20 protein-coding genes and 1 pseudogene are annotated in these 20517 nt (G+C 72.9%); 6 read left to right on the plus strand and 15 right to left on the minus strand.

Annotation, left to right across the window (positions count from 1 at the left end):
• The first annotated feature begins 74 nt into the window (after nucleotides 1–74).
• Both ACZ7BZ_RS05295 and ACZ7BZ_RS05300 read left to right on the plus strand, forming a co-directional pair.
• Nucleotides 75–1013, plus strand: a complete 939-nt coding sequence (locus ACZ7BZ_RS05295) for a TetR/AcrR family transcriptional regulator (protein ID WP_470357195.1) — start codon at nucleotides 75–77, stop codon at nucleotides 1011–1013.
• A gap of 139 nt (nucleotides 1014–1152) precedes the next feature.
• A complete protein-coding gene (locus tag ACZ7BZ_RS05300; RefSeq protein WP_470357196.1) occupies nucleotides 1153–2943 on the plus strand; it encodes a hypothetical protein in 1791 nt (596 codons plus the stop codon).
• A gap of 51 nt (nucleotides 2944–2994) precedes the next feature.
• Here the strand turns inward: ACZ7BZ_RS05300 and ACZ7BZ_RS05305 are convergent, their stop codons facing one another.
• The 13 genes and pseudogenes from ACZ7BZ_RS05305 to ACZ7BZ_RS05365 all read right to left on the minus strand — a co-directional run bounded on the left by ACZ7BZ_RS05305 (nucleotide 2995) and on the right by ACZ7BZ_RS05365 (nucleotide 15154).
• Nucleotides 2995–3705, minus strand: coding sequence for a TetR/AcrR family transcriptional regulator (locus ACZ7BZ_RS05305; protein ID WP_470357534.1), 711 nt, complete (start codon nucleotides 3703–3705; stop codon nucleotides 2995–2997).
• A 183-nt stretch (nucleotides 3706–3888) separates the two neighbouring features.
• Nucleotides 3889–4149: pseudogene (locus ACZ7BZ_RS05310) on the minus strand (winged helix-turn-helix domain-containing protein); the annotation flags it as partial.
• A gap of 28 nt (nucleotides 4150–4177) precedes the next feature.
• Nucleotides 4178–4888 carry a spermidine synthase family protein gene (locus tag ACZ7BZ_RS05315; RefSeq protein ID WP_470357197.1) on the minus strand — a complete coding sequence of 237 codons (711 nt, stop codon included), beginning with the start codon at nucleotides 4886–4888 and terminating at the stop codon, nucleotides 4178–4180.
• 123 nt (nucleotides 4889–5011) lie between these two features.
• Nucleotides 5012–6097, minus strand: coding sequence for a YeiH family protein (locus ACZ7BZ_RS05320; protein ID WP_470357535.1), 1086 nt, complete (start codon nucleotides 6095–6097; stop codon nucleotides 5012–5014).
• 14 nt (nucleotides 6098–6111) lie between these two features.
• Complete coding sequence (locus ACZ7BZ_RS05325) at nucleotides 6112–6693, minus strand: cysteine dioxygenase family protein (protein ID WP_470357198.1); 582 nt, start codon at nucleotides 6691–6693, stop codon at nucleotides 6112–6114.
• Nucleotides 6694–6780: 87 nt separating this feature from the next.
• Nucleotides 6781–7686, minus strand: coding sequence for a LysR family transcriptional regulator (locus tag ACZ7BZ_RS05330; protein WP_380453304.1), 906 nt, complete (start codon nucleotides 7684–7686; stop codon nucleotides 6781–6783).
• A gap of 196 nt (nucleotides 7687–7882) precedes the next feature.
• The gene (locus tag ACZ7BZ_RS05335) at nucleotides 7883–8752 is read right to left on the minus strand and encodes an amino acid ABC transporter permease (RefSeq protein WP_380453215.1); all 870 of its coding nucleotides are present in this window, start codon (nucleotides 8750–8752) and stop codon (nucleotides 7883–7885) included.
• A complete protein-coding gene (locus ACZ7BZ_RS05340; protein ID WP_470357199.1) occupies nucleotides 8749–9393 on the minus strand; it encodes an amino acid ABC transporter permease in 645 nt (214 codons plus the stop codon). Before ACZ7BZ_RS05340 ends, ACZ7BZ_RS05335 begins: the two co-directional genes overlap by 4 nt.
• Before the next feature lie 12 nt (nucleotides 9394–9405).
• Entirely contained in the window at nucleotides 9406–10317 is a 912-nt protein-coding gene (locus ACZ7BZ_RS05345) for a glutamate ABC transporter substrate-binding protein (protein ID WP_470357536.1), read from the minus strand.
• Nucleotides 10318–10336: 19 nt separating this feature from the next.
• Nucleotides 10337–11065, minus strand: a complete 729-nt coding sequence (locus tag ACZ7BZ_RS05350) for an amino acid ABC transporter ATP-binding protein (RefSeq protein WP_470357537.1) — start codon at nucleotides 11063–11065, stop codon at nucleotides 10337–10339.
• A 50-nt stretch (nucleotides 11066–11115) separates the two neighbouring features.
• The gene (locus tag ACZ7BZ_RS05355; protein WP_470357200.1) at nucleotides 11116–11361 is read right to left on the minus strand and encodes a LapA family protein; all 246 of its coding nucleotides are present in this window, start codon (nucleotides 11359–11361) and stop codon (nucleotides 11116–11118) included.
• A 162-nt stretch (nucleotides 11362–11523) separates the two neighbouring features.
• On the minus strand, nucleotides 11524–13296 hold the full coding sequence (locus ACZ7BZ_RS05360; protein ID WP_470357201.1) for an ABC transporter ATP-binding protein: 1773 nt from the start codon (nucleotides 13294–13296) through the stop codon (nucleotides 11524–11526).
• A gap of 79 nt (nucleotides 13297–13375) precedes the next feature.
• The gene (locus ACZ7BZ_RS05365; RefSeq protein ID WP_470357202.1) at nucleotides 13376–15154 is read right to left on the minus strand and encodes an ABC transporter transmembrane domain-containing protein; all 1779 of its coding nucleotides are present in this window, start codon (nucleotides 15152–15154) and stop codon (nucleotides 13376–13378) included.
• A gap of 483 nt (nucleotides 15155–15637) precedes the next feature.
• Between ACZ7BZ_RS05365 and ACZ7BZ_RS05370 the strand changes: the two genes are divergently transcribed.
• Entirely contained in the window at nucleotides 15638–16501 is an 864-nt protein-coding gene (locus tag ACZ7BZ_RS05370) for an aldo/keto reductase (RefSeq protein WP_470357203.1), read from the plus strand.
• A gap of 214 nt (nucleotides 16502–16715) precedes the next feature.
• Here the strand turns inward: ACZ7BZ_RS05370 and ACZ7BZ_RS05375 are convergent, their stop codons facing one another.
• Nucleotides 16716–17582, minus strand: a complete 867-nt coding sequence (locus tag ACZ7BZ_RS05375; RefSeq protein WP_470357204.1) for a MarR family winged helix-turn-helix transcriptional regulator — start codon at nucleotides 17580–17582, stop codon at nucleotides 16716–16718.
• Between the two features lie 403 nt (nucleotides 17583–17985).
• On the opposite strand from ACZ7BZ_RS05375, the gene fabG reads away from it, so the two are divergent.
• On the plus strand, nucleotides 17986–18753 hold the full coding sequence (gene fabG / locus ACZ7BZ_RS05380; protein WP_380453228.1) for a 3-oxoacyl-ACP reductase FabG: 768 nt from the start codon (nucleotides 17986–17988) through the stop codon (nucleotides 18751–18753).
• 231 nt (nucleotides 18754–18984) lie between these two features.
• Nucleotides 18985–19839: a phosphatase PAP2 family protein gene (locus ACZ7BZ_RS05385; protein ID WP_470357205.1), complete on the plus strand. Its 855-nt coding sequence runs from the start codon at nucleotides 18985–18987 to the stop codon at nucleotides 19837–19839.
• A gap of 101 nt (nucleotides 19840–19940) precedes the next feature.
• Here ACZ7BZ_RS05385 and ACZ7BZ_RS05390 read toward each other — a convergent pair whose 3' ends face one another.
• Entirely contained in the window at nucleotides 19941–20159 is a 219-nt protein-coding gene (locus ACZ7BZ_RS05390) for an I78 family peptidase inhibitor (protein WP_380453232.1), read from the minus strand.
• Between the two features lie 77 nt (nucleotides 20160–20236).
• On the opposite strand from ACZ7BZ_RS05390, the gene ACZ7BZ_RS05395 reads away from it, so the two are divergent.
• Nucleotides 20237–20512, plus strand: coding sequence for a DUF6343 family protein (locus ACZ7BZ_RS05395; protein WP_465750328.1), 276 nt, complete (start codon nucleotides 20237–20239; stop codon nucleotides 20510–20512).
• Nucleotides 20513–20517 lie beyond the last annotated feature (5 nt).

Below are 20517 nucleotides of genomic sequence, written 5' to 3' on the forward strand. Positions count from 1 at the left end.
GCCGCCCGGCCGGGAACCGGTCGGCAGGACGGGCCGCATGGGCCCGCGGACGGCTGCCGGATAGGCTGACGTGCATGGCCCCCCGCACGCCGTCGCCGACGGCCGACCGCGCAGCACGGACCGCCGCCGCACCCGACCGGGGAACCGCGCCCGCCCCGGGAGCCGCCGCCGACCGGCCGCGCCGACGGCTCAGCGTGGACGAACGGCGCGAGCAGCTGATCGCCGTGGCGCTGGAGCTGTTCAGCCGGCGCCCACCGGAGGAGGTGTCGATCGACGACATCGCCGCCGCCGCCGGCGCCTCCCGGCCGCTGGTCTACCACTACTTCCCGGGCAAGCAGGCGCTGTACGAGGCGTCCCTGCGGCGCGCCGGGCGGGAGCTCTCGGCGCGGTTCGAGGAGCCGATGGAGGGCCCGCTCTCGGAGCGGCTGTACCGAGTGATGGGCCGCTACCTGGATTTCGTGCAGAGCCACGGGCCCGGCTTCGCCGCGCTGCTGCGGGGCGGCTCGGTGGCGGCCAGCGCGGGCACCTCGGCGGTGATCGACGACGTGCGCCGGGCCGCGCACGACCAGATCCTCGCCCACCTGGCGATCCCCTCCCCGAGCCCCGGGCTGCGGCTCACCGTCCGGGCCTGGATCGCCAACGCCGAGATCACCTCGCTGGAGTGGCTGGCCGAGCGGTCGGTCCCGCTGGAGGAGCTGCAGCTGCACCTGGTGCAGGAGTTCGTCGCCTCGCTCACCCTCACCGCGGCGCGGGAGCCCGCGCTGGCCGCCGAGCTGGCCTCGTTCTTCGCCGACGAGCGGCCCGACGGGCCGTCAGGACGGCTGGTCCGGGACCTCGCCGGACTGCTGGCCGTCCCCGGCATCCTGGACGCGCTCACCGCACTGGCCACGGCCGTGCCGCCCCCCGAGCCACCGCCCACCGAGCAGGCGTCCACCGAGCCACCGGCCACCGGGCCCGTGGACGAACCGTCCGCCCAGGCCGCCGAGGGTCCCGCCGAGGCCTCCTCGGAGTGATCATCGGGTGATCCTGCGGTTCGGTGACGACGGTGGGCTCTGATAGGAATGGGCGGGGACCTGACGGACCGCCGCCCGGGCGGGCCCGGTCCCACCCGAACCACCGACAGCAGACGGAGCAGAGCGGGGGGCTCACCAGTTGACCCAGGACGTCCAGTTCAGTGCGGAGGCCAACCCCTTCGCGGCAGCCGAGCAGGTCTGCGCGACCCTCGGCACGCTCACCGACGCCCTCTTCGACGAGCACACCTCGCGCCACCCAGCGGTCGCGCTGAGCAGCCCGAAACCGGCTGAACACCCCGCCGCCGAGGCATTGTTCGGCCTGCCGATGGCGCCCAACGGGCCGGTGCACCAGGCCCTCGACCGGCTCGGCACGGTGATCACCGCCGGAACGGCCCGGCCCGGCACCGGCGCACGCGTCGCCGACCGGGTCACCGCCGCCCTGCTCAACCGCTACGGCGGCGGCGCGGTGCGCGGCGCCATCGCCGACCGGGGCACCACCTCGGCCGCGCTGTTCCAGCTGCCCGTCACCGGCGAGTTCGCCGACGCCAAGCTGCGCCCGTCGTTCGCCCCGGCACTGGCCGCGCTCGCGGCCGGGCAGCAGACCCGGCGGCCGGTCGAACTGGCCACCGGCGCGGGCACCGAAGTCCGGCTGGTCGTCCCCCCGGGCTTCCACGCGCTCACCTCCCCCGGCGGACCGGCCGGGGCCTCCGCCCGTACGGTGCCCGCGCTCCCGCTCGACGGCGACCACACCCCGGACGGCGACGGCGCCGACCGGGCCACCGTGGCGGCGGCCGTCGAGCTGACCGGCCACCTGGCCGAGGTCGCCGACGAGCTGTTCAGCGCCACCGGCCGGGAGCCGCGCCGCGACTTCGCGGTGATCGCCGCGACCCTGACCGACCTGATCCAGGACGCGGGCGTCCGCTACGCGGGCATGTGCGCCCTGGACCTCGACGGGCGCGCCTCCGAGGCCACCCTGGTCATCTCGCTCGCCCGGCACCCGCTGCCGATCACCGCGCTCGCCACCGAACTGGCCACCGTCCGGCGGCACGCCGAGGTCTGGACGGTCCTGCTGCCGGCCGGGCCGGCCGCCGTCCTGGTCGAGGGACGGACCGTCCCGGTGCCCGGGGCGCTGGCGGCCGACGGACAGCGCCGCTGGGTGGTCACCTCCGCCGTCGAGGCCTTCGTACCGCTGCCGGACAGCGGGACGGTGCTGTGCGCCCAGTTGTCAACGGCCCGGCCGGAGGACTGGGAGTTCTACACGGAGGCGTTCGCGGAGCTGCTGAAGAGCATCCAGTTCGGCTGGGACGGCGAGCCGGTCGCGACGCCGGGCGCGCCCGCCGCTCCGGCGGTGAAGGAGCCCGTCGCGGAGCCCGTCGCGGAGCCGGAGGAACTGCCGGTGCACCTGCGCGGCACTCCGGTGCGGATCCCCCCCGCCGACTTCAACCCCTTCGCGCCCGTCGCCGAGGAGGCGGCACCGGCCGCCCCGGTGGGCGGGGCGGAGCCGGCTCCCCGCAAGGGCACTCCGGTGATGATCCCCCCGCCGGACTTCGACCCCTTCGGCATCGCGGGCACCGCCGCGGCCACGAACGACCCCGCCGCCCAGCCCACCGCAGGCACGGCGGCCCCGGACCCGTTCGGGACGACGGTCGCCTCCGAGCAGAAGCCCGACCCCTTCGGCACCACCGTCGCCGCCCAGGGCCCAGCCGTCCCGCCACCGCCCACCACCCCGCCGCTGATCCCGGCCCAGGCCGCCTCGGTGGCGTCCGCCGCGACGGGCGGGGCGGAGCCGGCTCCCCGCAAGGGCACTCCGGTGATGATCCCCCCGCCGGACTTCGACCCTTTCGGGATCTCCGGCGTCCCCACGACGACGGACGCACCGGAGGCAGCGGCCGAGGCCGCCGCGGAACCGGAGCACCGGCCGTTCGGCTGACGGCTGGCGGCCGAGAGATGACGGGTGACGGTCGGGTGAGGAGCCCGGTCGTCACCCGTTCCCTCCCGCCCTCCCCCGCACCTCGATCAACGCCCCCACCCCGTCCAGCATCCGCGCCAGCCCGAACTCGAACAGCGCTTCCAGGCTCAGGTCGATCTCCGGCCCCCGGTTCAGCGCGTCGAACATCGGGAACCGCTCCGGGTCCGCCATCAACCGGTCATGGTCCTCGTCGTCCAGCCGGTCCATCCACTCGTCCGCGGACAACCCGCTGTCCTGCTCGGCCTGTGCCTCCCGCTCGAAGTGGACCGCCAGCCCACAGGTGAAGGCCGCCAGACTGACCGAGGTCTGGGCCATCTCCTCCCCGCTCAGTCCCGTCCCCACCAGCGCCGCCATCGCCCGCTCGGTGTGCAGCGCCGCGTCCGGCGCCAGCACCGGCCGGGTGAACGACATCGTGGACGCCAGCCACGGGTGGGTCCGGTAGATCCGCCACTGCAGCCGGGAGACCTCCTCCAGCCCCGTCCGCCAGTCCGGCACCGGCCCCTCGGGGATCGGCTGATCACCGAAGACCTTGTCCATCATCAGCCGCAACAGCTCGTCCTTGCCGGGCACATGACGGTAGAGCGACATGGTCGCGACGCCCAGCTCGGTGGCGACCCGGCGCATCGACAGCGCCGCCAGCCCCTCCGCGTCGGCCACCCGCACCGCCGCCGCGACGATCCGTTCCCGGCCGAGGTCCCGCTCCCCGCCCTTGGCCCGCCGCACCCCCGCCCCGGCCGTCGCGCCGGTCGGCCCGGCCTCGGCCGTCGGACCCCTCGGACCCGTCGCAGCCGCCGCCCGCCCCGCCTCCCGAACTGGAGCAGAAGCCGCCCCCGCACCCGCCGGAACAGAACCCGCAGCCCCGCCAGAAGCCACAGCCGCAGTCGGCGCCGCCGCCACCACTGTCCCCACCCCGGGCACGGCCCGCACCAACCCCTCCTCCCGGAGCCGGTTGAGCACCTTGGTCGCGGTGGCCATCGCGACGCCCCACTCCCGCATGATCCGCCGGGTCGACGGCACGCGGGCGCCAGGCTTCAGCTCCCCTGCCGCAATCCGGCGTCGAAGCTCGTCCGTGATCCGCTCCGAAGGCGTCCCGCCGTCCACCACACCCACCACCGCCCGCTCGACCGCACTAGTGCACCGCAGCGCACACGCTAGCAGCCGGCCCACCCCCAACGAGCGTGAGCAGCAGGCCCGTTCAGCCGCCGCGCCGCGCCAGGTGCACCACGTCCGGCACCCCCCGGCTGACCGGGATCTCCTGGGTGACGACGTCCGAGAACCCGGCGTTTCGCAGCGCCTCCTCGAAGTCCGACGACGGCTGGGCGCTCCACACCGCCAGCACCCCGCCCGGCTGCAGCCGGTGCCACAGCACGGCGAGCCCGTCGGCCCCGTAGAGGCCGGAGTTGGAGTCGGTGACGGTCCAGTCCGGCCCGTTGTCGATGTCCAGGCACAGCGCGTGGTAGCGCTCACCGTCGGCCGCCGCCAGGTACTCCAGCAGGTCGGTGTGGATCACCGCGACCCGCTCGTCGTCCAGGGCACCGGAGGAGTAGGCGCCCAGCGGGCCGGAGCGGTGCCACTCGATGATCGCGCTCTCCCGCTCGACGACCGCGATCCGCCCCCAGCGCGGCTCGGCCACCGCGTACGCGAGCGAGAAGCCGACCCCGAGCCCGCCGATCAGCACCGACGGCACGGCCACACCCTCCCCGGTGCGGTCCAGCTCGTCCAGCGCCGCCTGGACCAGCAGCCGCTCGGAGCGCCCGTCCGCGGTGTCCATCAGGAAGCAGCCGTTGGCGATGATCTCGTGGTGCCGTCCGCGCTGCCGCAGTACCACCTCACCGTACGGGCCCTCCCGCCGGTCGAGCGTGACGACGGCCTCGTGGCCGTCCCGTTCGGGCAGTGCGGTGGTCATGCATCCTCCTCGACTGACTCGGCAGCTGGCCGTCCCCGTAGGGACGATCACCCGCCCGACAATAACCGAGTCCGCCGCGGCCGGGCCCACGAAGGGGCCCGGCCCACCCGCACGCCGCCCCCGTCAGGTCGTGATCAGCACCCCCGCGTACGACACGCCCGCGACGACCACCCACGAGCCGAGGCCGAGCAGCGCGATCCGCCCGCCGGTCCGCGCCATGGTCGGCAGGTGCACCGCACTGCCGAGCCCGAACAGCGCGGCGGCGAGCAGCAGTTCCTGCGCGTCCCCGGCCAGGGTGAGCGCCCGGTCGGGCAGCACCCCGGTGGTCCGCAGCACGATCATCGCCAGGAACCCGGCGACGAACAGCGGCACGATCGGCGGCCGGCTGCCGGTCGTGGCCCCACCGGCCTTACCGGCCTCACCCACGACACCGTCCACCGCACCCGCGCGCGCAAGGCGCAGATTGCGCCGCGCCACCACCGCCACGCCCGCGACCAGCGGCGCCAGCAGCACCACCCGCATCAGCTTGACCAGCACGGCCTCCCGCAGCGCGCCGGGCCCGCCGGTCTGCGCGGTGGCGACCACCTGCCCGACGTCGTGCACGCTCGCCCCGACCCAGCGCCCGAACTCGATCTCACCGAGCCCCAGCGGGTGTTGCAGCAGCGGCAGTACGGCGATCGCCAGCGTCCCGCACAGGGTGACCAGCGCGACCGAGGAGGCGACGTCCTCCTCCTCGCTGCCGGCCGCCTGGCTGACCGCGCCGATCGCCGAGGCCCCGCAGATCGAGTAGCCGGTGGCGACCAGCAGCGGCTGGTCCCCGGGCAGTCCGAGCTTCCGGCCGAGCCACATCGTGCCGGCGAAGGTGGCGGCGACCACGGTGAGCACCATGGCGACGGTGGCCCAGCCGAGGCCGAGCACGTCGTCCAGGCTGAGTTTGAGCCCGAGCAGCACGATCCCGAGCCGCATCAGCCGCTTCCCGGCGGTGGACAGCCCGGGCCTGGCGACCCCGCGGACCACCGGGCGCAGCCCGGGCAGGTGGGCCGCCGCCATGCCGAGCACGACGGCGGCGGTGAGCTTGGGCACGGCGGGGACGGCCGCGTGGACGGCGATCGCGGCGGCCACCCCGACCGCCGCGAGCAGCAGACCGGGGGCGTCCCCGCCGAGCGGGGGAAGTGAGCGGGTGCGGGTGGCCCGCTCCCGGAGGGTCAGTGACACGCCGCCGCTCACCGCTCCTGGTCCGCGGGCATTTGGTAGACCCGCCGGATGCTGGTGCCGAGCCGCGAGACGTCCGCGCCGTACACGTGGATGGAGATGGCGGTGCTGCTGCACGCGTTGCGCACCAGGTGGATGTCGCCGGGCGGGGCGAAGGCGGCGACCGTCCCGGCCGGGCCGGCCACGTGCTCGGTCTCGACCAGTCGAGAGCTGCGCCCGTCGGAGACCAGCCGGTAGCGGGTCTCGCTCTCCTGGCCCTGGTGGACGCCGGCCACGCACCAGGAGACGTGATCGTGGATCGGGGTGTGCTGGCCGGGCAGCCAGACCAGGGCGACGACGGAGAAGCTGCCGTCGGCCTCGGCGTGCAGGACGTGCTGGCGGTAGCGCTGCGGGTCGCCCTCGCGCTGGGCGGGGGTGAGCAGCGCGTCGGGCCCGTCGGCAGTGGCGTGCAGGTGCAGGGCGAGGCGTTCGCCGACCAGGTACGCGGTGAGTTCGGGGGGCAGTCCGCGGTCCACGACGGCGCGGATCTCACTGACCAGCGCGGTCATCCGCTCGGTGAGCCGGTCGCTGCCGACCGTGGCTGGGGGTGTCATACCAGCAGGTTGGGACCTACTGACCTATCACGTCCAAGGAGGGTTCCTAAGCATTACCCCCATACCTGCTTATGGGTGCGTCCCGATTCAGCACCCGACCCGGCTCGCCGCCGCCTGCCGCAGGTGGTCGAGCACCAGCCCGGTGGCCGGGATCCGCCGGTGCTCGCGCAGGACGTACGCGCTCACCTGCCGCCGCAGGTGCGGCTCGACGGCCCGCCCGGTGACCTTGCGGTGGCACATGAAGGAGAGCACCAGCGCGGGCATCAGCGCGATCCCGACGCCGGCGGCGACCAGGCTCTGCACCGCGAGGTTGTCGTCGGTGGAGAACACGATATCCGGCGCGAAGCCCTCCTCCGCGCAGACGTGCAGCAGGTTGGCCCGGCAGCGCGGGCAGCCGGCGATCCAGCGCTCGCCGTCGAGGTCGACCAGCCGGACGGCGTGCCGGCGGCCGAGCGGGTGCCCGACCGGCAGCAGCACGGTGAGCAGGTCCTCCATCAACGGGATCTCGTCCAGGCCGTCCGGCACCTCGGTCGCCTGGCCGGGATAGCGGAAGGCCAGCGCGATGTCGCACTCCCCGCGCAGCAGCCGCTGGACGGAGTCCGGCGGCTCGGCCTCCAGCAGCTCGACCCGGACGCCCGGGTGCTCGGCGAGCAGCCGGGCCATCGCCTCGGGTATCAGGGTGGCGTTGGCGCTGGGGAAGGCGCAGACCCGCACCCGCCCGGCCCGCAGCCGGGCGAGCGCGGCGAGCTGCTGCTGGGCGGCGGAGAGGCTGCCGAGGATCAGCTCGGCGTGCCGGGAGAGCGCCTCGCCAGCCTCGGTGAGCCGCAGTCCGCGCCCGGCGCGGGTGAACAGCGGGACGCCGACGGTGCGTTCGAGGGCCTTCATCTGCTGGGTGATGGCGGGCTGGGTGTAGCCGAGTTCCCGGGCCGCCGCCGAATAGGAACCGGCCCGGACGACTTCGTGGAACGTCCTGATGTGCCGCGAGTCGAACACCGGCTCCATGGCCCCTCCGCCCGGTCGTCTGCCGCCTGCCCTCGCAATCATAAGAGGAATTTGGAGGTCTCGGCTTCGACCCCATCCGCACCTATGGTTCAGTCCCGAACCAGCGTCCCCACCCACAGGACCGCCCCGGCCTCCCCGCGCGCACAGGACCGCCCCGGCCTCCCCGTCCCGATGGGAAGCCCACCACTCACGACTGCGCCGAGGGCGGCAACCCCATCGCCACCCCCGCCTTGGCCACCGGCGCCCCGCCCCGCACGCTCGGGCTGCGCCGGCTGCGCCGCTCGACCCAGCGGGCGAGCCAGGACAGCAGCAGACACATCCCGATGTAGATCGGCGCGATCACCATCACCACCGGGATGAACGGCAGGTCGTAGTCCAGGTTGGTGGCGATCAGCTTGCCCGCGTGCAGGAACTCCTCGAAGGTGATCAGGAACCCGAGCGAGGTGTCCTTGAGCGCGACCACCAGCTGGCTGATGATGGCCGGCAGCATCGCCCGGTTGGCCTGCGGCACCAGCACGTACGCCATCACCTGGGTCTTGCGCATGCCCAGCGCGTACGCCGCCTCCCGCTGCCCCTTGGGAACCGCGAGCACGCCGGCCCGGAACACCTCGGCCAGCACCGAGCCGTTGTAGAGCACCAGCCCGGCCACCAGCGCCCACAGCGGCTGCACCTTGAGGGCGACGAAGATGAAGAAGATCATCACCAGCAGCGGCATGGCCCGGAAGAACTCCACCACCAGCGTGGCGACCCAGCGCACCGGCCGGTGGTCGGACAGCCGTCCCGCCGCGAACAGCGCGCCGAACGGCAGCGCGAACAGCACCGTCCAGCCGAAAGCCCGCAGGGTGTTGCCCAGGCCGCGCAGCAGCAGGTCCTGCACGCCCCGGTACTCGAAGGGCTCCCACTTGGCGTAGGTGAACTGGTGGGTGTGGAACAGCATGTAGACGACCCAGCCGATCAGCGCCGCGATCAGCAGCAACGCGATCCCGCCGTACAGCCGGTGCCGGGCCAGCGCTTTCGGGCCGGGGATGTCGTACAGCGCCGAGGATTCGACCGTCATCGGGACACCGCCACTCGTCGTTCCAGCAGGTTGAAGACGGCGCTGATGGCCAGGGTGATGATCAGGTAGCCGACGGCGATCCAGAAGAAGGTCCAGATGATGCTGTAGCCCAGCTCGTTGATGGTCCGGTAGGTGCCCAGGAGTTCGGTGACGCTGAACGAACCGGCGATCGCCGTGTTCTTCGCCAGCGCGATCATCACACTGCCGAGCGGCGCCACCACCGAGCGGTACGCCTGCGGCAGCACCACCAGGCCCATCGTCTGCCCGAAGCTCATCCCCAGGCTGCGGGCCGCCTCGCCCTGACCGGTCGGCACGGTGTTGATGCCCGAGCGCATCGACTCGCAGACGAAGGCCGAGGTGTAGCAGCCGAGGGCGAGCACGGCGAAGGTGTAGAAGGGCAGGGTGATGTTGAACCGGGGCAGCCCCAGCACCACGATGAAGAACAGCAGGGTCAGCGGCGTGTTGCGCAGCAGCGTCACCCACACCGTCCCGAACACCCGCAGCGGCCGGACGGGCGAGACCCGGAACCCCGCGATCAGCACGCCCAGCACCAGTGACAGCACGGCGCTCACCGCGAACAGCGAGAGCGTGCCGAGGAAGCCGTCCCAGTAGGTCGACCAGTTGTCGGTCAGCGTTTTCACGGCGCGGCCCTCTCAGTACCGGTTGATCGTCGGCGGGGTGGGTGCGGGCTCCCCGGACAGGCCGAGGGTCACGTCGAAGGCCTTCTTCCAGTCCCCGTTCTCCTCGTGGTGCGCCAGCGCGTCGTTCAGCGCCCCGCGCAGCACGGTGTCGGTCTTGGGGGTGCCGATCCCGTACGGCTCGGTCGAGAACAGCGGGCCCACCACCTTGAGTTCGTCCGGCACCTTGGCCGCGTAGCCCAGCAGGATCGCGTTGTCGGTGGTGACGGCGTCCACCTGACCGGTGATCAGGTTGTCCACGCAGGCCGAGTAGGTGTCGTAGCCGATCAGGTGCGCCTTCGGGTACTGCGACTGGATCCGCTGGTACGGCGTCGAGCCGGCCGCCGAGCAGACCTTCTTGCCGTTCAGGTCCTGCGGGCCGTGGATGCTGTTGTCGTTCTTGCGCACCAACAGCGACTGCCCGGCGACGAAGTACGGCCCGGCGAAGCCGACCAGCTTCTTGCGGTTGTCGTTGATGGTGTACGTGCCGACGTAGTAGTCCACCTGGCCGTTCTGCAGCGCCGTCTCGCGGTTGGCCGAGGCGATGGTCTTGAACTGGATCTTCTCCGGCGGGAAGCCGAGCGAGGCGCCGACCATCTTGGCGATCTCGATGTCGAAGCCGGAGTACACGCCGGTGGCCGGGTTCTTCTGGCCCAGGTACGGCTGGTCCTCCTTGGCGCCGACCACCAGGTGGCCCCGGTTGCGGGCGGCGTCCAGGGTCGGCGAGCCGGTGATCGCGGCGGCGTCCTGCACCTGGTAGCTGGGCAGCGCGCTGGGCTGGGGACCCTTGGGCGGCGGGGTGCCGGCCTTGCCGCAGCCGGTCGCCAGCACGGCGAGCAGCAGGGCGGCGGCCAGGCGTCCGCGCGCCCGCGCCGCGAGCGTCGTCATGGGGTTCACTGCGCCGTCCTCAGTGCTTCAGGATCTTGGACAGGAAGTCCCGGGCGCGCTCGCTCTCGGGGGCGCTGAAGAACGCCTCCGGGGCGCGGTCCTCGACGATCCGGCCGTCGGCCATGAACACCACCCGGTTCGCCGAGGCCCGGGCGAAGCCCATCTCGTGGGTGACCACGACCATCGTCATGCCCTCACTCGCGAGCTGGCGCATCACGTCCAGCACCTCGTTGATCATCTCGGGGTCGAGCGCGGAGGTCGGCTCGTCGAACAGCAGTGCCTTGGGGTCCATCGCCAGCGCGCGGGCGATCGCGACCCGCTGCTGCTGGCCGCCGGAGAGCTGGGCCGGGTACTTCTCGGCCTGCGCGGCCAGTCCGACCCGCTCCAGCAGCGCGCGGGACTTGGCGTCGGCCTCAGGCTTCGCGCGGCCCCGGACCTTGGTCTGGGCGAGCGAGACGTTCTGCAGCACGGTCTTGTGCGCGAACAGATTGAAGGACTGGAACACCATGCCGACCTCGGCGCGCAGCCTGGCCAGCCCCTTGCCCTCCTCGGGCAGCGGCTGGCCGTCGATCAGGATGGTGCCGTGCTCGATCGGCTCCAGCCGGTTGATCGCCCGGCAGAGGGTGGACTTGCCGGAACCGGACGGTCCGATCACCACGACGACCTCACCGCGGCCGACCGTCAGCTCGATGTCCTGCAGCACGTGCAGCTCACCGAAGTGCTTGTTGACCCCGCGCAGCTCGATCAGCGGCGTGAAGGCGGAGGACCCGCTCGGGGCCGGTTCGGGGGTGCTGGTGCTCACCGGCCGCGCCGTCCCTTCAGCAGCCAGCCCAGTACGCCGCCGGCGACCAGCGTCGCCAGCAGCGCGATCCAGAGCGGCGCGGTCACAGTGAACACCCAGAACTGGATCTTGACCTTGTCGAGGTTGGCGAACAGGAACCACACCGCGAGGATGACGATGACGCCGATCCCGATGTACCTCGTGGGGATCCCGCCGATCTCGCTGCGCTGGGGCCGGGATGAGCCGTCTGAAATCTTGGTCACCGGAGCAGTCTGCTGGCCGGGGTGGCGATTTGCCCGGCTACGCGCCCTTCCGGACAAAGGAGTAACCCGCACGGGGCAATCCGACCCCGTACGGGTTTCGAACCCCCGTTACACTGCCGCACCCACCGGAGCGCCGGCCCGGCAGGATCCGCCGGAAAGGCTCTAGCGTTCGTCCCGCCAGGACCGCCAGAGCGCCGCGTACGGGCCGCCGGCCGCGACCAGCTCCGGGTGGCTGCCGTACTCGCTGATCCGCCCGCCCTCGACCACCGCGATCACGTCCGCGTCGTGCGCGGTGTGCAGCCGGTGGGCGATGGCGATGACCGTCCGGCCCTCCAGCACCCGGGACAGCGAGCGCTCCAGGTGCCGGGCGGCCCGCGGGTCCAGCAGCGAGGTGGCCTCGTCGAGCACCAGGGTGTGCGGGTCGGCCAGCACCAGCCGGGCCAGGGCGAGTTGCTGGGCCTGCGGCGGGGTCAGCGAGGTGCCGCCGGAGCCGACCTCGGTGTCCAGCCCCTCCGGGAGGGCGTCCACCCAGTCCCCGGCGTCCACCGCGTCCAGCGCGGCCCGCAGTTCGGTGTCATCCGCCTCGGGCGCGGCCAGGCGCAGGTTGTCCCGCAGCGTGCCGACGAACACGTGGTGCTCCTGGTTGACCAGGGCGACCTCGGACCGCACTCGCTCGGCCGGCATCCGGGACAGCGCCGCCCCTCCGAGGGTGACGCTGCCGCGCCCGGGCGCGTAGATCCCGGCCAGCAGCCGCCCGAGCGTGGACTTGCCCGCCCCGGACGGCCCGACCAGCGCGACCCGGCTGCCCGGGGCGACGTCCAGGCTGATCCCGTGCAGCACGTCCGCACCCTCCCGGTAACCGAAGCGGACGTCCCGGGCCTCGACCCGGCGACCGTCCGGACGGGCCGACTCGTCGCCCTCGTGCTCCGGCACCTCGTGCACACCGACCAGCCTGGCCAGCGAGGCCTGTCCGATCTGCAGCTCGTCGTACCAGCGCAGGATCAGGTCCACCGGGCCGGTCAGCATCTGGGCGTACAGCACGCCGGTGGTCAACTGCCCGACGGTGAGCCAGCCCTTGAGGGTGAACAGCCCGCCGACCACCAGGGTGGCCAGCACCGCCGAGGTGTAGACCGCGTCGATGGTCGGGAACCAGACCGAACGCAGCCACAGGGTGTAGCGCTCCCAGGCCAGCCACTCGCCCAGCTTGCGGTCCGTCAGCCGGACCCTCTGCTCCCCCAGCCTCAGCGCCTCGACCGTCCGCCCGGCGTCCACCGTCTCGGCCAGCACGTTGCTGACCGCCGCGTACCCGGCCGACTCGTTGCGGTAGGACTGCGGCGCGCGCCGGAAGTACCAGCGGGAGCTGACCAACAGCAGCGGCAGCCCGACCAGCGAGGTCAGCGCGAGCAGCGGCGAGGTGACCAGCAGGGCGCCCAGCACCAGCAGCAACGACACCACCGCGACGGCGAGTTCGGGAACGGCCTCGCGCACCGACTTGTCAAGCCGGTCGATGTCGGTGGTCCCCCGGGATACCAGGTCCCCGGTGCCGGCCCGCTCCAGCACCCCGGTCGGCAGCGCCACCGAGCGGACCAGGAAGTCCTCCCGCAGGTCGGCCAGCACGCGCTCGCCGAGCACCGCGCCGCGCATCCGGGACCAGCCGGTGAAGGCGGATTGCACCGCCAGCGCCAGCAGGTACCAGCCGACCGCCACCGCGATGGTCGCCCCGGCGGTGCCGGTGGCCAGCGACTCGACCAGGCTGCCGAGCACCCAGGGCCCGACCAGCCCGGCCAGGGTGGCCATCGAGTGCAGCGAGACCACCGCGGCGAACCCGCCCCGGTGGCGCCGCGCCAACACCCCCAGGTACCGCCGCACGGCGGCCGGGGAGCCGACCGGCAGGGTGGTGGCCGGCCCCTGCTCCTGATGGACGGGGGGCTTCATGACGTGCTCCTCACGTACGGGGTCGGACGGTTGACGGCGGGCTCGACGGCGGAGTCGACGGCGGAGTCGACGGCGGCGCTCATACCTGCGCGGCCTCCTCCACCTGCGCGGCCTCCTCGTCCCGGGTGACCACGGCCCGGTAGGCCGGCTCGGTGCGCATCAGGTCGCGGTGTCGACCGGCCGCCACCGCCCGGCCCTCGCGCAACAGCACCACCCGGTCCGCCTGGTCCAGCAGTAGCGGGCTGGTCGCGAACACCACGGTGGTGCGCCCTGCCCGGGTGTTCCGCAAGCCGGTGGCGATCCGGGACTCGGTGTGGGCGTCCACCGCGCTGGTGGGCTCGTCCAGCACCAGCACGGGCGGGTCGGCCAGCAGCGCGCGGGCCAGGGCGAGCCGCTGGCGCTGCCCGCCGGAGAGCGAGCGCCCGCGTTCGGTGATCCGGGCGAGCATCGGGTCGCCCGCGCACTCGGGCGAGCCGTCCACCAGTGCCTCCAGCACGTCCTCGGAGCGGGCCGCGGCGAGCGCCTCGGCCACCGGGACCCGACCGGAGGACGGGATGTCCAGCAGCTCGGCCAGCGTGCCGGAGAGCAGCACCGGCTCCTTGTCGTGGACCAGCACCGCCGCCCTGGCTTCGACCAGCGGCACGGTGTCCAGTTCGGTGCCGCCGAGCCGGGCGGAGGGCAGTTCCGGCTCGCCCTCGGCCGACGGGACGTGGCCGCCGAGCCGCTCGGCGAGCGCCCCGGCGACGTCCGGGTCCCCGCAGACCACCGCGGTCAGTTCACCGGCCCGGGCGGTCAGTCCGGTGGCCGGGTCGTGCAGGTCGGACCGGCCCGGCCGGGTCAGCGTGCCCTCGGCCGCGCCGCTGGTCCGGGTGAGCGAGAGGACCCGCACGGCCCGTCCGGCGGAGACCCGGGCGACGCTCCAGGCGTGCGCGGCCTCGCCCAGGATCCGCAGCGGAGCGGCCAGGAAGGCCGTCGCGCCGTACACCGCGATCAGGGTGCCCACGCCGAGCTCCCCGGAGGCCGCCAGCCGGGCGCCGTACCACGTCACCCCGACCACGAACAGGCCTGGCAGCAGCACCTGTTGGGCCTGCATCAGGGACCACAACCGGGCCGAGCGCACCGCCGCCGAGCGGACCTTCTGGGAGGCCGCCCGGTACCGCTCAAGGAACAGTTCCTCACCGCCGATCCCGCGCAGCACCCGCAGCCCGGCGACGGTGTCGGCGGCCAGTTCGGTGGCCTTGCCGCCGAGTTCGCGCTGTTTCTCGTAGCGCCGCTCGAACGGACGGATCAGCGGCCAGACCGAGGCGGCCAGCACCGGAACGCCGAGCAGCACCCCGATCCCGAGCACCGGCTCGACCACCAGCACCACCGCGCTGACGGCCAGCCAGACGATCACCGCGGCCCGCACCCGGGCCACCAGTTCGACGTACCAGCCGATCCGTTCGACGTCCCCGCTACCGACCGCGACCACCTCGCCGGTGGCGATCCGCCGGGACAGCCCGGCGCCGAGGCGCGAGGCCTGCCCGGCCACCAACTGCCGTACGTGGCAGGCCGCGTGGATCCAGTTCCAGACCGCCTGCCGGTGCAGCAGCACGGTGCCGACCGACGCGGTGGCGGACAGCAGCAGCGCGAGCGCGCCGGCCCGCCAGATCCCGCCGGCGTCGCCGTCGACGGCGGCCTGAACGCCGTGCCCGAGCGGTATCGGCAGCGCGGCCTGGGCGCCCATCTCGACCAGCGCCCAGCAGGTGGCACGGATCTGACCGCGCCGCTGGGCGCGCTGCAGCCAGCGCAGGAACGCCAGGGGTGAGGAGAGGTCGGGACTGCCGGGGTCGGCCAGCGGCAGGGGGGTGAGCGGCATGACACTCCGATGCGAAGGGTGCGGGAGGAGCGGGAGGAGCGGGATGTGCAAGGTGTGCAGGACGTGCGGACGGCGCGGAGTCACCGGAGCCGGCCGCGCATCAACTCGCGCGGGCCGTACGGAGGGGCCGCCCCGCTCACGCGCTGGAACGGGCACAGGACGTGCGGCGCATCGGCACGGCGACGTCGACGCGTCCGGCGGGGGCGCCGGACGGGCGGGGGATGGGTACGAAGGACCCGGGTCTCAGGAGGTCATGTCTGCGAGACTGCCAAGCCCGGTGTGACCCGCGCAACAGGTTTTCCGTCGCCCCGCTCCCGCCACCCCGCGGTCACCCCCGCGTACGGCCCCGCGGTACGGCTCCGGCGCACGCCACGCCGTCGTAAAGCTTCGCCAAAGATTCGCCCGAACGGCGGGAACAATCGTGCCGGGGCGCCAGTTGCCCCCTCTGGAACCGACGGACGACCAGGAAGGCACCCCTTCCCCGTGAGCAACATCCCCAGCATCACCCTGAACGACGGCGCGAAGATCCCCCAGCTCGGCTTCGGCGTGTGGCAGGTCGAGGACGCCCAGGCCACCCCCGCCGTGCGCACGGCGATCGAAGCGGGCTACCGCTCGATCGACACCGCGGCGATCTACGAGAACGAGGCCGGCACCGGCGCGGCCATCACCGAAGCACTGGAGGGCGGCCTCGCCCGCGAGGACCTCTACGTCACCACCAAGCTGTGGAACTCCGGCACCCGCGACTGGTCCGGCGAGCAGGGCCGCGACGCGGTGCTGCGCGAGTTCGACGCCTCGCTGGAGAAGCTCGGCCTCGACTACCTCGACCTGTACCTGATCCACTGGCCGCGCCCGATGCACGGCACCTTCCTGAACGTCTGGAAGGCCCTGGAGCAGCTGAAGGAGGGCGGCCGGGTCAAGTCGATCGGCGTCTCCAACTTCGGCACCGAGCAGCTGACCCGCCTGCTGGACGAGGCCTCGGTCGTGCCGGTGCTGAACCAGGTCGAGCTGCACCCGTACTTCCCGCAGGAGGAGCTGCGCGCCTTCCACGCCGAGCACGGCATCGCCACCGAGGCCTGGAGCCCGCTGGGCCAGGGCGGGGAGCTGCTCGCCGAGCCGGCGCTGGCGAAGGTCGCCGAGAAGCACAGCCGCACGGTCGCCCAGGTGGTGCTCCGTTGGCACCTGCAGAGCGGTGTGATCGCCATCCCGAAGTCGGTCACCCCGTCGCGCATCCGCGAGAACCTCGACGTCACCGGCTTCGAGCTGGACGCCGAGGACCTGGCGGCGATCGCCGGTGTCGCCACCGGCAAGCGGATCGGGCCGGACCCGCAGGGGTTCGACTGGAACTGACGGACGCCGTGGGGGCGCCGGCCGATCAGGCCCGGCGCCCCCGACAACAACATTCCTGAGTGTCGGTCATATCGAAGTACCGCTCGTTCCCCGCAGGGACGAGCGGCACTTCGGTGTGTCCGGATTCACCGACGTCAACGATCGGCCGATGCCGACGGCCGTGAGCGCCAGGAACTTTGGTGAATCGTTTTGGCTGTTGTTACCAAAGCTTGGGCTAGAGCCTGCCCGTCTTGGCGATGAGCGCGAGCGCCATCTCGTGCTCCTCCTCCGCCAGCGGCGCGAGCAGCAGCCGCTGGACTTCGGCCACCCCGGCGGCCGAGCGGTGCAGCAGGTCCTGACCCGCCGGCGACAGCGAGAGCAGGTTGCGCCGCCCGTCCGAGGGGTCGCGCCGGCGCTGCACCAGACCGCGGCGCACCAGTCGGCTGACCATCTCGGCCATCGTGGCCTTGTCCAGCGAGGCCAGCTCGCCGACCGTGCGCTGGTCCGCGCCCGGCTCCAGCTCCAGCGCGTCCAGCACGGCGTACTGCGGAGCCGTCAGCTCCGCACCGACGTGCTCGGACCAGAGCTTGGTGTGCACCTGCTGGCCGACCCTGATCAGGTAGCCGATCGCCCGCTGGGCGTCCAGTATCGGCCGGGCGTCGGTGAAGACGGCGACCGCCGCGGGCTCCAGCCTGGCTATCTTGGCCATCACCCGGACGATCTCGACCTGCTCGTCCGGCGTGAGCGGCTCGAACAGCACCCGCTGGACGCGGACCACACCACCGGTGGCCTCGCGGACCGCCTGGGCACCGCTCTGCGAGAGGGCGAGCAGCTTGCGCCGACCGTCGGCCGGGTCACGCCTTCGCAGCACGAGGCCGCGGCGGACCAGCCGCGCGACCATCTCCGCCATCGTGGCCTTGTCGAGCGAGGCACGCTCGCCGACGGTCCGCTGGTCCGCGCCCGGTTCGAGGGCGAGCACCAGCAGGACCGCGAACTGCGGAGCCGTGAGATCGGCTCCGACGTGCTCCGACCACAGCCGGGTGTGAACCTGCTGTGCAACGCGAATGAGGTGTCCGGGCGACTGCTGCAGTCGCGCGGACACGCGGGTTGTCGGGATCTCCCCCAGCACCATGTATCCGTCCCGATGTCACACCCGGTGTGTGTGGGACACCCGGGTGGGGCAGTAACGGCGAGTGGGCGTCCAGCTATGAGGGAGGGCGCTCCAGCCGTGCAGCCGGTGGCTGCTGGCGGACACTATACAAACGGCGGGCCCTTGCTGGCAGGCAGGGGCGGATAGTAGACGCAGGTTCGGCAACATTGGCATATTTACGCGCTGCCACGCTCGTGCAGTAACCCGTTCTCAGCAGAAAGCCGACCGGTCGGTCCTTACCGACCGTCACCTGCGCCTCTCCACCCTGGTCGCCTCCCCTACTCGCCGGTAGGGTATGGGCACCCTCTCCGGGGGCACTCCCCCGGAGGCACCCCCGAGAGAGACGAGAGCGAGCATGACCGAACAGAGCACCGCCCCCCGGGTCGCCGTCGTCACCGGCGCCGCCCGCGGCCTCGGCGCCGCCACCGCCGTCCGACTGGCCGCCGACGGCTACGCGGTGGCCGTCCTGGACCTGGACGAGGCCGCCGGCAAGGACACCGTCGATCGGATCACCGCCGCCGGCGGGCGGGCGCTGGCCGTCGGCGCCGACGTCTCGGACGCCGAGCAGGTCCAGGCCGCCGTCGACCGCGTGGTCGCCGAGTTGGGCGCCCCGGTCGTGCTGGTCAACAACGCGGGCGTACTCCGCGACAACCTGCTCTTCAAGATGTCCGAGTCCGACTGGGACACGGTCATGAACGTGCATCTGCGCGGAGCCTTCCTGATGACCCGCGCGGTGCAGAAGCACATGGTCGACGCCGGTTTCGGCCGCATCGTCAACCTGTCCTCCTCATCCGCCCAGGGCAACCGCGGCCAGGCCAACTACTCGGCCGCCAAGGCCGGTCTGCAGGGCTTCACCAAGACTTTGGCCATCGAGCTGGGCAAGTTCGGCATCACCGCCAACGCGGTCGCCCCCGGCTTCATCGCTACTGACATGACAGCGGCCACCGCGGCCCGGGTCGGCATGGACTTCGAGGACTTCAAGCGGGCTGCGGCCTCCCAGATCCCGGTCCAGCGGGTCGGCGAGCCCGAGGACGTCGCCAACACCATCGCGTTCCTGGCCGGCGAGGGAGCCGGCTTCGTGTCCGGCCAGGTGATCTACGTCGCTGGCGGCCCCCTCGACTGAGCACGGAACCTACACAGGGTTACCACGGAGTGGGAAGCCGGGCGAACCGGCCTCCCGCTCCGTTTTCTTTACCGGGGCTTTTGAAGAATCATTCGAAGACCACACTGGCATTCGATCCTGGAATACCGGAAATCACTCCCCGGGCCACCCGATGCCGACCCAATTGTCGATTTCCCGGGAAAATGACAATTCCCTCCGGAATAGCCTCGGCCGGATGGGTATGGTCACCCCGTGCAATCCAGAAGTACCGCCGCTCGCATTCCGCGCCAGGGGCCGGAACGCCGCAGCGCCGACCGTCGGGAGCTGCCGGACCGCGACCGTGCTCCCGGCCTCGTCCCCGGCCCGACCGGGCACGCCTCCGGCTCGACCGCCCTCACCCCCGGCCCGACCGAACATGCGCCCGGCGCGACCGACCCCGGCGGACCGGGCTGGCCCCCGATGAGCCGCCGCCGGGCCGCCCTGTTCGCGGCCTCCCTCGCCGCCTACCTCCTGGTGCTGGCCGGCGTCCTGCTCAACACCGACCTGGTAGACCTCGACTGGTCGGTCCGCCTGCTGCGCCCCTACGACCGGTGGCCCAGCCTGGAGCCACTGCTCAACACCTGGGTGGTCGCCGGACAGCGCGGCCCCAGCGCCATCGCCGCCTTCGCCTGGCTCCTCTGGCGCGCCCACCGCCTCGGCCGGCTGCGCCCGCTGCTGGTGATGGGCGTCGCGCTGCTGCTGCTCAACGTCACGGTCGGCGCGGTCAAGATCATCACTGGCCGGCTCGGCCCGCACTACGCCCAGTACGTCGGCTCGCCCGAGCTGTTCTCCGGCGGGACCATCTTCCCCTCCGGCCACACCGCCAACGCCGTGGTCACCTGGGGCGTGCTCGCCTACCTCGCGGTCCGCTGGCGGCGCACCGGCACCGTGGTCGCCGCCGCCACCGCCTGCTCGATCGGCCTGACCACGGTCTACCTGGGCACCCACTGGGTCTCCGACGTACTGGCCGGCTGGGCAGCCGGACTGCTGGTCCTGCTCTCACTGCCCCTGCTGGAACCGCTGATCGCCGTCGCCGAGCAGCGGCTCCACCGACGATTCGCACGCTGAGCCCGCTGCTCCCGTTGATCCCGCTGAGCGCACCCAGAGCACCCGGGGCACCCAAGCCGCCCAGCACACCGCGTGCACCGAGGGCACCACGCAGCCGGGGCCTACCCCTCCCAGCTCCGCTCGACCACCCCGTTCCGCACCGTGAGGTTCAGCCGCCCCTCCCGGTACTCCATGGTCATCAGCTGCCCCGGCTCCAGCACCCGGACCGAGGCCCAGCCGTGCCGCCGGGCGAGCTCCCGGGCGCGCTCGACCCGCAGGCCCGCGTAGCCCTCGGCGTCCTCCCCCGCGGTGCCCGCGCCCCCGGCGTCCGACCCCGTCATCGTGCCTCCCCGGCTCTCCCCCTCGGACGTACGCTGGAATCGTAGCCCCCACCCGCGCGGCCCGGAGGTGAACGAGCATGCGCACCACGACCCCGCGGCGACGGTGGCGCAGCGGCACCGAGCCGGCCACCGCCCGCAGCGACCTCAAGCTCCGCTACCTGCTCTCGCTGACCTTCACCCCGCTGTTCGCGCTGGGGACGGCGGGCTTCGCACTGTGGGCAGCCTCCTCCCCGGTGGACGGCGCGCCCAGCCGGGGCACCCTCACCGGCTTCGCGATCGCCCTCGGGTTGCTCACCCTGTTCGCCGTCGTCGATCTCGTGGTGGTCGTCCGGCGCCGCCGGACCGAGCTCTGACGCGG

This window comes from Kitasatospora sp. NPDC036934 (assembly GCF_055608425.1).

Excerpts from the sequence above, each read along its gene's own strand:
- ACZ7BZ_RS05315 (WP_470357197.1), bottom strand. The coding sequence starts at position 4,888 with ATGACCACCGCACTGCCCGAACGGGACGGCCACGAGGCCGTCGTCACG.
- fabG (WP_380453228.1), top strand. The coding sequence starts at position 17,986 with ATGACCGAACAGAGCACCGCCCCCCGGGTCGCCGTCGTCACCGGCGCC.
- ACZ7BZ_RS05395 (WP_465750328.1), top strand. The coding sequence starts at position 20,237 with ATGCGCACCACGACCCCGCGGCGACGGTGGCGCAGCGGCACCGAGCCG.
- ACZ7BZ_RS05360 (WP_470357201.1), bottom strand. The coding sequence starts at position 13,296 with ATGAAGCCCCCCGTCCATCAGGAGCAGGGGCCGGCCACCACCCTGCCG.
- ACZ7BZ_RS05325 (WP_470357198.1), bottom strand. The coding sequence starts at position 6,693 with ATGACACCCCCAGCCACGGTCGGCAGCGACCGGCTCACCGAGCGGATG.
- ACZ7BZ_RS05335 (WP_380453215.1), bottom strand. The coding sequence starts at position 8,752 with ATGACGGTCGAATCCTCGGCGCTGTACGACATCCCCGGCCCGAAAGCG.
- ACZ7BZ_RS05365 (WP_470357202.1), bottom strand. The coding sequence starts at position 15,154 with ATGCCGCTCACCCCCCTGCCGCTGGCCGACCCCGGCAGTCCCGACCTC.
- ACZ7BZ_RS05295 (WP_470357195.1), top strand. The coding sequence starts at position 75 with ATGGCCCCCCGCACGCCGTCGCCGACGGCCGACCGCGCAGCACGGACC.
- ACZ7BZ_RS05345 (WP_470357536.1), bottom strand. The coding sequence starts at position 10,317 with ATGACGACGCTCGCGGCGCGGGCGCGCGGACGCCTGGCCGCCGCCCTG.
- ACZ7BZ_RS05390 (WP_380453232.1), bottom strand. The coding sequence starts at position 20,159 with ATGACGGGGTCGGACGCCGGGGGCGCGGGCACCGCGGGGGAGGACGCC.